At 70.3% G+C, this 11651-nt stretch carries 7 protein-coding genes; 4 read left to right on the top strand and 3 right to left on the bottom strand.

What is annotated here, in order from left to right; all coding sequences use genetic code 11:
- Window positions 1-10: 10 nt before the first annotated feature.
- Both R2707_14990 and R2707_14995 read left to right on the top strand, forming a co-directional pair.
- Window positions 11-1087 carry a glycosyltransferase gene (locus R2707_14990; protein ID MEZ5246405.1) on the top strand — a complete coding sequence of 359 codons (1077 nt, stop codon included), beginning with the start codon at window positions 11-13 and terminating at the stop codon, window positions 1085-1087.
- Window positions 1084-1533, top strand: a complete 450-nt coding sequence (locus R2707_14995; GenBank protein ID MEZ5246406.1) for a hypothetical protein — start codon at window positions 1084-1086, stop codon at window positions 1531-1533. Before R2707_14990 ends, R2707_14995 begins: the two co-directional genes overlap by 4 nt.
- Here R2707_14995 and R2707_15000 read toward each other — a convergent pair.
- A complete protein-coding gene (locus R2707_15000) occupies window positions 1513-3264 on the bottom strand; it encodes a hypothetical protein (protein MEZ5246407.1) in 1752 nt (583 codons plus the stop codon). The two genes, R2707_14995 and R2707_15000, sit on opposite strands and share 21 nt — an antisense overlap.
- Before the next feature lie 129 nt (window positions 3265-3393).
- Between R2707_15000 and R2707_15005 the strand changes: the two genes are divergently transcribed.
- Window positions 3394-4656: a nucleotide sugar dehydrogenase gene (locus R2707_15005; protein MEZ5246408.1), complete on the top strand. Its 1263-nt coding sequence runs from the start codon at window positions 3394-3396 to the stop codon at window positions 4654-4656.
- A 26-nt stretch (window positions 4657-4682) separates the two neighbouring features.
- Here the strand turns inward: R2707_15005 and R2707_15010 are convergent, their stop codons facing one another.
- Window positions 4683-9254 carry a DEAD/DEAH box helicase gene (locus R2707_15010; protein ID MEZ5246409.1) on the bottom strand — a complete coding sequence of 1524 codons (4572 nt, stop codon included), beginning with the start codon at window positions 9252-9254 and terminating at the stop codon, window positions 4683-4685.
- A 115-nt stretch (window positions 9255-9369) separates the two neighbouring features.
- Here R2707_15010 and R2707_15015 point away from each other — a divergent pair, with 115 nt between their 5' ends.
- Complete coding sequence (locus R2707_15015; GenBank protein MEZ5246410.1) at window positions 9370-10053, top strand: metal-dependent transcriptional regulator; 684 nt, start codon at window positions 9370-9372, stop codon at window positions 10051-10053.
- On the opposite strand, the gene R2707_15020 is transcribed toward R2707_15015, so the two are convergent.
- Complete coding sequence (locus R2707_15020; GenBank protein ID MEZ5246411.1) at window positions 10050-11609, bottom strand: iron ABC transporter permease; 1560 nt, start codon at window positions 11607-11609, stop codon at window positions 10050-10052. The genes R2707_15015 and R2707_15020 overlap by 4 nt on opposite strands.
- Window positions 11610-11651 lie beyond the last annotated feature (42 nt).

An 11651-nucleotide genomic window follows, 5' to 3' on the forward strand; every position in this document is an offset into this window, starting at 1 on the left:
CCTCACCCGCATGGATCGGCCATGCGTGCTGCTGTGCACGGCCAACGGCGTGGGCCTCGGCCACCTCTCCCGGATGATGGCGGTCGGCCGCGCCCTCGAAGCCCACACCGACGTCGTCGTGTTCACGCTGTCGCAGGCGGCTGCGATTCCCGTCGCTCAGGGCTTCCACACCGAGTTCGTCCGATCGTCGGAGTACGGCACCGTCGACGGCACCGAGTGGAACGACTTCTACGCGGCGCGGTTGGGTGGACTCATCGACTTCTACCAGCCGACGGCGATCGTCTTCGACGGACCCCATCCCTACATGGGCCTCTGCAAGGCGATCGCCGATCACCCCGATCGGCAGTGGGTGTGGTTCCGACGGGGCATGTGGAGGGCCGACGCCGGGCATGCCGCGATCAGTCGGTCGAATCTCTTCCCGCTCATCATCGAGCCGGGGGAGTTCGCGGCGGACTACGACCATGGGCTGACCGCGACGCGCCGCTTCGAGGCGCTTCGGGTCGGGCCGGTCACCTTCGGCACGAAGGACTCGGTGATCCCCCGTGCAGCGGCCCGTGCCGAACTGGGCCTCGACCCCGATCGTCCGGCGGCGCTCGTCCAGCTCGGCGCCGGGCAGATCAACGATGTCGCCTCGCTGAGCGGACGGGTGCTCGACGCGCTCCGGCGCCACGACATCCAGGTGGCGGTGGCCGAGAGTGTCCTCGTGCGCGACCCGGTCGAGCTCCCGGGCGATGTCATCCGAGTCCGCCGCTACCCGTTGGCCGCCTACACCGACGCGTTCGACCTCTCGTTCATGGCGTCGGGCTACAACTCCTTCCACGAGGCGCTCGCGCTCGGGTTGCCCACGCTGTTCATCCCGAACCTCCACACGAAGATGGACGACCAATCGGCGCGGGCGCGCTACGCCGCCGAGGCGGGCGTCGGCCTGCAATGGTCGGAAGGCGACCCGACGCCACTCGAATCGGTGATCGATCAGCTCGCCGACCCGGCCGAACAGCGCCGTCTCCGCGAAGGGATGCGCCACCTTCCGCCCGCCGACGGAGCGGCCGCCGCGGCGGCCGCCCTCCGACTCTGGGCGGCGCTGTGATCGCATTCCTCGAGTCGATCTATCGCACCCTGCAGCGGGTGCTCCCGGCCGGGATGGGGCGCCTGCTCCAGCGCGGCGTCCACCAGGTGAAGGCCCAGCGGGCGCGGCGACTCCCACCCCCCTCGCTCGGGTTGGGCGGCGACGGCCCGGTCACGCTCGTCGACCTCCGGGGCATCTCGGCCGAACGCCTCGACGAGATCGCCGAACGGATCGCCGCGGGACCCTCGCCGGTACACAAGGTTCTCCTCCTCGACCGACCCGACTTCCTCGGACTCCGTTCCCGAGGCCTCACGTTCGAGTACATCCCGCCCCGTGATGCGTCGGCGCGCTGGTTCCCGACCGATGCGGACTACGAGGCGTACACCCGGCAGCGCATCGAGGCGATCAGGGTCTCGCTGCGGGTGACCGGTCCGATCGACCGCTCATTAGTCGCGCAGTCGGGGTGATTCCGAGAAGAGCTCGGCCAGCGCCGCCTCCAACCGACCGGGCGCCCGAAGCACGAACGGATCACGCGAGGGCGTGAACTCGCCGGTCAGCCAATCGAGGGCGAGCGCCACCGAAACCTCGGGATCGAGCATGGCGCGCACGCGGCGCACGTCTGTGGCACTTCCGGCACCGAGCCGTGCACATCGGTCCCTCAGCTCGTCGCGTCGCCGAACCAAGGTTTGCACGAGTTCGTCGTCCGACACGGGGAGTCGGCCGGTATCGCCCGAACTCTCCTCGTCGACGATCTCGTCGAGGCGACCGAACGCGTCGTGATACGCCTTCGCGTTCGCCTCCGACATCTCGCCGAGATGCCGGGCGACGCCGACGTCGGGCGAGACGAAGGTCGTCGCGCCCGAGGCCCGGGCGGCATCGTAGAGCCGGATCACGGGACGATCCCGACCGGCCGGGGTGAACCGGCCGACATCGGCGGCCGCCGCCAGGACGATGCCGTCCTCCAACGGCGCGAAGTAGCCGACCTCGAGGCTCTGGACCCTCTGTAGGTCGAGGCCGAGTTCGGTGAGGTGCGTCAGTGTCACCGGCGCGGCGACGAATCGACTCGTCGATTCGAGCATCGAAACGGTCAGATCGAGGAGCACGCCGTCGTGCACCTGCACGCCGGCCGGCCACACCGCAACCAGGTCGGTGTCGACCGTCGCCAGCGCGGTCGCGAGGTCCCAGCCCCCGTCCGCCTCGTCGGCGTGGAGGACGACGACCCGTTCGGGTGGTCGACGAAGACCGTCGATCTGGTGTTCCAGATCGTCCACCTCGGATTCGTCGTGGACCAACGCCACGACCGAGAAGGTGAGCGCCGCCGCGGCGTCTCGCACGTCACCCGATGCGGCGGCGGCACGGGCGTTCGCCAGCGCCGCCGGCGGAGCCGGATCGACCACCAGTCGATCCTTGCGCCCGCGGCGCAGCAAGCCCCGCGCCACCTGCCCCGGAACACGCCGCAACGCGACCGGCCGCCGAGGTGCTCGCCGCAACGCCCGCATGGTCAGTCCCGACCGCGAGGGGGCGTGCAGCGAGTACTGGGACCACCCGCGGGCACACGCCGCGCCGCTCATCGCGCGGATCACTGCGATGTCCTCACCGGCGACGTCGCGTCCGGAGCGCCGTCCCAGCGTCTCGTCGGCCTCTTCGCACAACGCCACGAGACGGTCGATCTCTCGGACCACGGCGGACTCGATCGCCGCGCCGACGTCGGCATCGGCCCCCTCCGCGCTCTCGCCACCGACGACCCTCAGCACCACCGACGGGGCCCGCCCCGACCACGGCACCACGGCTGCCTCGACGACCGTTCCGGGCAACGAATCGAGCAGGGCGGTCAGTGCCGAGACAGTGAGCGGCCCGCGCCTGCGAACGCCGCGACTGCCGCCCTCGGGGTCGAACTCGGCGACGATCAGGAGTCCCGCGCCGTACGGGCAGTCGTCGGTCCACTCGGGGAGCCCGGCGGCGTCGACCTCCACCACGGGTAGCACGCCGGCCCGCCAGGGCTGCGACGGATCGAGCGGCACGGTGGGCACGCCGAGTTCGGCGAGCAAGTCGGCCACCGTCGATCCCGAGTCGGCCAACGCACCCGTCGCAGCACCGATCATCGAGGCGAGTCGCGCCGCGATGCGGGCACCGTGGGCCCCCGACGCGGCGATGATTCCGGTGTCGGTGGTGACCTGTGGAGGGACTCGTGGGGACATGCGGTCGATCGAGGTGGGGAGTCGGCCACTGTAGCCCGAGCGTTCTGCCGTCCGAAGAGCGACGGAACGCCGCCAAGCCGGGGCGATGTCGTAGAATCGTGGGTCTGTACCCCCACGGAAAGCCTCTCCATGTCGAATCTTGATCTCGTCGTCGTCGGCCTCGGCTATGTCGGCATGCCGCTCGCGCAGGAAGCAGTGCGGTCGGGCCTGTCGGTCGCGGGCTACGACGTGTCGACCCGCACGCTCGACGGACTCGCCGCCGGGACCTCCCACATCGACGACCTCAGCGACGACGACATCGCCGAGATGATCGAGGGGGGCTTTCGAGCCACCGATGATGCGACCGTGCTCGCCCAGGCGGCGGCCATCGTCATCTGCGTGCCCACGCCGCTGCGCGACGACACCACTCCCGATCTCGGCGCCGTCGAGGCGTCGTCGGCCACGATCGCCGCCAACCTGACCCCGGGCACGCTCGTCGTGCTCGAGTCGACCACCTATCCCGGCACCACCGACGACATCGTTCGCCCGATCCTCGAAGCGGGCAGCGGGCTGACCGCCGGTGTCGACTTCTCGCTGGCCTACTCCCCCGAACGCATCGATCCCGGTAACCCGACCTTCGGTCTGCGCAACACCCCGAAGGTGGTCGGCGGCTTCACCCCCGCATGCACCGAACGGGCCGTCGCGCTCTACTCGCGGGTCGTCGACACGGTGGTTCCCACCGCCGGCACCCGCGAAGCGGAGATGGCGAAGCTCCTCGAGAACACCTACCGCCACGTCAACATCGCGCTGGTCAACGAGATGGCGATCTTCAGCCACGATCTGGGGATCGACCTGTGGGCCGCGATCGACGCGGCGAAGACCAAGCCGTTCGGCTTCCAGGCCTTCTACCCGGGCCCGGGCGTCGGCGGCCACTGCATCCCGATCGACCCGAACTATCTCTCCTACGCCGTGCGCTCGCTCGGCTATCAGTTCCGCTTCGTCGAGCTCGCGCAGGAGGTCTCCGGTCGCATGCCGGCCTATGTCGCCGCCCGCATCCAGCACCTCCTCAACGAGCATCGCAAGCCGGTCAACGGCTCGAAGGTGCTCCTGCTCGGCGTCACCTACAAGTCCGACATCTCCGACGAACGGGAGACCCCGGCCCGACCCCTGGCCCGACGGCTCCTCGCCATGGGCGCCGACGTGTCGTTCTTCGATCCCCACGTCGAACGGTTCGATGTCGACGGGACCGACCTCCCCCAGCACGACGAGGTGAATACGGCCATGGCCGACGCCGACATCACGGTCCTCCTCCAGCCCCACGCGTTGATTCTCGACCGGGCCGACTTCTCGCTGGCGTCCGCCGTGCTCGACACCCGCGGCAAGCTCGCCGGCGCCAACATCCAACGGCTCTGACCGAAGCGCGCCGCGGCGGCGTCCGCTCAGCCCCGGAACGTCATTCCCCGGTAGCCGGCGGAGAACCCGGCTGATTCGAGCCGGGCCGCCCACGGGGTCTCCCGGATCGGTTCGCCGTCGACCTTGCTGATCTCGAGCTTGGCGAGGCGACCGTTCTTGACGAGTTCCTGGATCGCCGTGATCCACGCCGGCCCTTCGTCGGCCCCCGGGAAGGTGATCAGCGAACGCCCACCGCGCTCGAGCTCGACGAGTGGGCGTCCGTCGTGCAGCACCACGTGGGCGCCGGCGGCCCGCACCGGTCGCCCCGCCGTCTCGGGCCAGGCGAGCGCCGCACCGTAGGGCTGTGCGGGGTCGGTGGCCGCGAGGACGATGGGTTCGCCGTCGGCATCGCAGGCACGGACAGCGCGCAACCGATCGACAGCTCCGGGAAGGGCGAACTGGGCCGCGCCGAGACCGGCGACGAAATAACCGCGACGTACTTCGCCGCGTTCCTCGAGCGCCTTGAGCAGCGGATAGACACCGGCGAACCCGCCCTCGTGGCCTTCGCCCAGCGCGGCCTCGCGGGTCAGCACGCCATAGCGGTCGAGGAGCTGATGGGCGCGGGCGTGGGCCATCTCGGTGGGGGTCGGGACTGGCAGACGCAGCGGCGCCACCAGCGACCATCGTCCGGCCGCGGCGGGCGGACCGAGCCGGGTGAGCCCTCCGGGTCGGGGTCGGCGCCGACGCGCCGTCGCCTTCGCACCGGGCTTCCCCGCCGCACCGGCAACCAACGCACGCAGCGGTGCCAGCGTGTCGTTGGTGACCTCGCCCGCCCACACCAGGTCCCACAGAGCGGCGAGCACCGACGGGTCGTCGTAGGGCAGTTCGGCGGCGGCCACCGCGCCCACGATCTCGGGCCAGAAGGACGCGCCGCGGCTGACGAGGTGGGAGCGAATCGCCTCGTGGACCGGATCGAGGGGCGGATCATCGGCCGGTGGGGCGAGGAGCCCGACCTGGTCGCGAAACAGCAGCCGCACACGACCGTCCGTGGCGCCGATGGCACCGGCGCCCACCCAGACGACCTCGCCGGTCGTGCACAGGGTGTCGAGGTCGCTCGGCTGGAACCCGCCGAGGCGGGCGGGAAGGACGTCGGTTTCGATCACGGAGGCGGCGATCGGTGCGCCCTGGAGTTGGGCCAGTACCTCGGCCAACCCGTCGATGCCGCGGCGACGGCTGCCGACGCCCTGCCACGCGGGAAGGAAGCGGGCGAGCGCGTCGGCCTCGACCGGCTCGATCTCGTGACGCAGCTCGGCCAACGACCGACGTCGGAGCTGGCGGAGCACGTCGTCGTCGCAGTACTCCCGTTCGATCCCTCCGGGTCGGAACTCGCCCCGCACGACCCGCCCCTCGGTCAGCAGACGATCGAGGGCGACGGTCACCCGGTCGACGGCGATCCCGAGCCATCGGGCGATGTCGCGAGCCAGGAACGGTCCGTGTGTCCGGGCGTAGCGTCGACACAGATCGCCGAGCGGATCGTCGACCGGATCGGTGAACACCGCAGGGAGGCCGACCGGCAGCGCGACGCCGAGGGCGTCGCGGAGCCGGGCCGCATCATCGGAGGCGGCCACCCGTGCGCCGTCGGCGATGCGCACCTCGATGACGCGGCGCTCCTCGACGAGCTGACGGGTCCAGGCGACCACGTCGGCGTCGTCGACCGTTCGCGCCTCGAGGTCGAGCATCGAGAGCGGCCCCAGCGTGCGCAGCAGATCGTGGAGTTCGTCGCGATCACGGGCCTTGCGTCCGTCGACGAGGCATTGGAGTTCGAGCTCCACATCGGCCAGCACGTCGGCCGACAGCAGCTCGCGCAGTTCCTCGGCGCCGAGGAGATCACGCAGCAGATCGCGATCGAGGGCGAGGGCCGCGGCGCGGCGCTCGGCGATCGGTGCGTCGCCCTCGTACATGTAGACGGCGATCCACGAGAACAGCAGCGATTGGGCGAACGGCGACGCCTTGGGGGTCTCGACCGGCACGATACGGATCTTGCGGCTCCGCAGCTCGGTCATCACCTGGCGCAGCGCGGGCACGTCGAAGACGTCGTTGACGCACTCCCGCGTGGCTTCGAGCAGCATCGGGAACGACGGGTACTTCACGGCGACCGACAGGAGATCCGCAGCCCGCTGGCGCTGCTGCCACAACGGGGTGCGCTGATCGGGCCGACGTCGGGGCAGCAGCAACGCCCGGGCCGAACACTCGCGAAACCGCGAGGCGAACATCGAGGTCTCCGGGAGACGGGCGATGATCAGGTCGTCGATCTCGTCGGGATCGAAGAGAAGTTCGTCGACCGGGAGCCGGTCCATCGCCTCGGGGAGCCGCATCACGATGCCGTCGTCGCTCCACATGAGCTCGACATCGGCGCCCCATTCGGCCCCGAGGCGGGCCTGGAGCGCCATCCCCCACGGCGCGTGGACCTGGGCACCGAACGGGGTGAGGATGCAGACCCGCCAATCGCCGATCTCGTCGCGGAACCGCTCGACCACGATCGTTCGATCATCGGGCACTGCACCGGCGACTTCGAACTGCTCGGCGAGGTAGGCGATCAGGTTCTGGGCGGCCAACTCGTCGAGCCCGTGGCGCTCCCGCAGACGCGACATCGGGTCGGGGTCGTCGCGGATCTCGCGAACGAACGCGCCGATGGCCCGCCCGAGCTCCAGTGGACGGCCAGGGCCATCACCGTGCCAGAACGGCATCTTTCCGGGCTGGCCGGGGGCAGGGGTGACGATGACCCGCTCGAAGGTGATGTCCTCGATGCGCCAGGTCGATGCACCGAGCAGGAACGTCTCCCCCACCCGACTCTCGTAGACCATTTCCTCGTCGAGCTCCCCCACCCGAGTGCCGTCGGGCAGGAACACGCCGAACAGTCCGCGGTCGGGGATGGTGCCGGCGTTGGTGACGGCGAGTCGCTGGGAGCCGGCCCGACCGCGAACCGTCCCGGCGACGCGGTCATAGACGATGCGGGGTCGCAGCTCGGAGAACTCCTCGGAGGGATAGGTGCCCGACAGCAGGTCGAGCACGTTGCCGAGCACCTCGTCGGACAGGTCGTTGAAGTTCGCACTGCGGCGAACGAGTGCCGCGAGTTCGACGACGTCCCAGTCGTCCATCGCGCACATGGCGACGATCTGCTGGGCGAGCACGTCGAGCGGGTTGCGCGGGTAGTGGGTCTCCTCGATGAGTCCCTGGTGCATGCGATCGACGACGACGGCGGCCTCGAGCAGATCGGCGCGATGCTTCGGGAAGATCTTGCCGCGGCTCGGCTCGCCGACCTGGTGGCCGGCCCGACCGATGCGCTGCATGCCCGATGCGACCGATCCGGGACTGGCGACCTGGATGACCAGATCCACCGCGCCCATGTCGATGCCGAGCTCGAGCGACGAGGTCGCGACGAGGCCCTTGAGATCGCCGCGTTTCAGCTCATCCTCGATCTGCAGCCGTCGCTCCCGCGAGAGCGACCCGTGATGGGCCTTGACCAGTTCCTCGCCCTCCACGGCGCTGGTGCCCGTCTGCTCGTCGCCCGCGCCCACGATCACCGGCGGAGACGGCAGCGTCAGACCCTCGCCGAGCGCCGCCTTCTCGAGTGACAGCTCGTTGAGCCGTGTGGCGAGACGCTCGCTCAGTCGTCGGGCATTGGCGAAGATCAGGGTCGAGTGGTGCGTCTCGACGAGCTCGAGCAGCCGGGGGTGGATCGACGGCCAGATGCTGCGCCGGCCCGGCGATGCCGCCGCCGGACCGTCGATGGGGGCTTCGATCCGCTCGCCGAGTGCACCCATGTCGTCGATCGGGACGACGACCTCGATGTCGAGCTCCTTGCGGGCCCCGGCGTCGACGACGGTGACGGATCGAGGAACGACCGCGCCGTCGGCATCGACGGTCGCGCCGCCGAGGAACCGGGCGATCTCGTCGAGCGGACGCTGCGTGGCCGACAGCGCGATGCGCTGAGGTGGGCGGGGGGTGAGCTCCTCGAGCCGTTCGAGCGAGAGCATCAGGTGGGCACCACGCTTGGTGCCGGCCATCGCGTGGATCTCGTCGATGATCACGTGCTGGACGTTGGCCAGTGTCTCGCGCGCCTTCGAGGTGAGCATCAGGTAGAGCGACTCGGGCGTGGTGATCAAGATGTCGGGCGGGTGGCGGATCAGCTGACGACGTTCCTGCGTCGGTGTGTCGCCCGTGCGGATGCCGACGGTCGGGGTGTGGACCGTCGACCCTGCGCGCTGCGCGGCGAAACCGATCCCCTTCAGCGGCGCTCGAAGGTTCTTCTCGACGTCGACGGCGAGGGCGCGCAACGGCGAGAGGTAGAGCACCCGCGTGCGTTGCTGTTCGTCGTCGGGAACGGGGTCGACGGCGAGTCGGTCGAGCGCCCACAGGAAGGCCGACAGGGTCTTGCCGGTCCCCGTCGGGGCGAGGATCAGTGTGTGGTCGCCGTCGGCGATGGCCGGCCACCCGGTGACCTGGGGTGCTGTCGGCGCGCGGAAGGTGGAGGTGAACCACTCCCGCACCGGCGGCGAGAACCGCGAGAGGGCATCCTGTGCGGCGCGGTGCTCGGGATCGCGGTCATCGACTCCCATGCCGGGCACGCTACCCACGCCGACCGACCCCGTCCCCTCCCCCACTCCGATCTGCGTCGAGTAGCCCCACTCGGGGGGCGGGGAGACTCGACGCAGATCGGAAGTAGGATGTGGGATGGCGCGAGACGAAACTGCCGAGTACGAGTCACCCGAATGGCATCCCGCGTTCGAGGAGTACTGCGAAACGATCTTCGAGCTCGACGAGGACGACTTCGATGTCATCCAGGCCCGGATCGCCGAGCGCCTCGACGTGTCGCGGCCGGCGGTGTCGGAGATGGTGAAGCGCATGGAAGCCGAGGGCCTCATCGAGTCGGGTCGCCAGATCACGCTGACCGACGCGGGACGGGCGCTGGCCGAGACCGTGGTGCGCCGTCATCGCCTGGCCGAGCGGTTCCTCACCGACATTCTCGGACTCTCGTGGGCCGACGCCCACCAGGAGGCCGGCAAGTGGGAGCACGTCATCTCTCCGACCGTCGAGGCCGCGATGATGTCACGCCTCGACGACCCGACCACGTGCCCGCACGGCAACCCGATCCCGGGCAGCGGGTACGAAGCACCCAACCTGGTGACCCTCGATTCGCTGGAGGTGGGCAACGCATTCACCGTGCGCAGGATCCCCGAGGAGCTCGAGTTCCTCGAGGGCATGCTCGACTTTCTCGAGCAGTCGTCGATCACACCGGGGTCGAAGGGCCGCCTCACGGCGATGTCGCCCGACGGCACGGCAACGGTGGAGATCGACGGCGCCGCGATCGGTGTCGGCGAGTTCGCCACCGCCCGCATCCTCGTCACCACCGGCTAGTAGTGCTCCAGTCGGCGCAGGACAACGGCCCAGGTGAGCACGGCCGACACGGCAACGAGCGCGAGTGACGCGAGTGCTCCCTGCGCGAGGGCGCCGCTCTCGCCCGCGCTCCAGATCTCGGTGGCGAGGGTGTCGAACCCGGTGGGAGCGAGGAGCTTCGTCGCCGGGAGCTCCTTCATGGTCGACAACATGACGAGGCCGGCACCGGCGAGGAGGCCCGGCGCCATGAGGGGCAGTTCGATCGTGAGGAGGCGGCGGACACGGCCGGCGCCCAGGGTCGCGGCGGCGTCGCCGAGCCGGGCCGGCACCGCCCCGACGGCAACGTGTGCGGCGCGGGTCGCCTGCGCCCCGAAGTGGAGCACATAGGCGAGGATCAGCAGCGGGAAGGTCTGGTACCAGCGCTCGATGATCGGCGCGTCGATGGCCCAGAAGACGATCGACAGTGCGATCACCACACCGGGAAGGGCGAAGCCGGCCACGACCATCGAGTTGGCGGTTCCGCCGATACGGCTGCGGTATCGGGCCGTGAGCCAGGCCACCGGGAGCACGACCGCGATCGCGATCGCCGCGGTGATCAGGCCCGCCTGCGCGGTGTGGAGCGCGGGTTCGACGAGGGCGCCGAGGTCGGTACCGAGGCCGATGGTGTCGGAATCGGCGCGCAGGCCGCGCCACGCCCAGAAGGCGAAGACCGCCACCGGGCCGGCGAGGGCGTTGCCGAGAAGGGCGACCACGACGACGAGGGCGGGCCAGCGCCATCGGCCCAGCGGCACGACCAGGGCGTCGCGGGTGCGTACGACCTCGACTCGCTGGCGGCGGCGATCGAGCGCCCGCTCGGCACCGACGACCGTCAGCGCCACGACACCGAGCACCAGCGAGAGCCCCATCGCCCGGGGCTGATCGAAGAGTCGGTCGGAGTAGATGTCGCGGGTGAGGGTGTCGTAGCGCAGCAGGTTGACGGCCCCCCAGTCGCTGATGGCATAGAGGAAGACGAGCATCGCGCCGGCCCAGATCGCACCCGACACCTGGGGCAGGACGACCGTGCGGAAGACCGCCCACGGGGACCGTCCGAGGATGCGGGCCGATTCCTCGAGCGAAGGAGAGAGCGCCGCCATGCGAGCGGCCACCGGGAGGTACACGTAGGGGTAGGTGAAGAGCGTCAGCACGAGCCAGGCGCCGCGGAAGCCCTTCATGTCGGGGAGGTTGTCGATACCGACGGGGGTGAGGATCTCCTCGACGAGACCGCCGGTCGCGAACGCGGCGATGAGCGCCGTGGCGCCGACGAAGCTGGGGAACACCAGCGGGAGCGGCGACAGCACCCGCAGCACCCGCCGGCCCGGCAGGTCGGTGCGAATGGTGAGCCAGGCGAGCGCGGTGCCGATCACGACCGACGAGAGTGCGACGCTGAGTCCGAGCCACAGCGACCGACGAAGCGGCTCCCAGGTGTCGGCCGACCAGATGATCGAACCGAGGTCGGTCCCGAGATCCAGGTTGCGCGCGACGACATAGGCGAACGGCCCCAGGAAGACGAGACCGGTGAGAACCCCGAGGAACAGCAAACCGGCCGGCGGGCGCGCACGCGCACCGCCGGCCGGGGCCGT

The organism is Acidimicrobiales bacterium (genome assembly GCA_041394245.1).
Lineage (GTDB): Bacteria > Actinomycetota > Acidimicrobiia > Acidimicrobiales > Aldehydirespiratoraceae > JAJRXC01.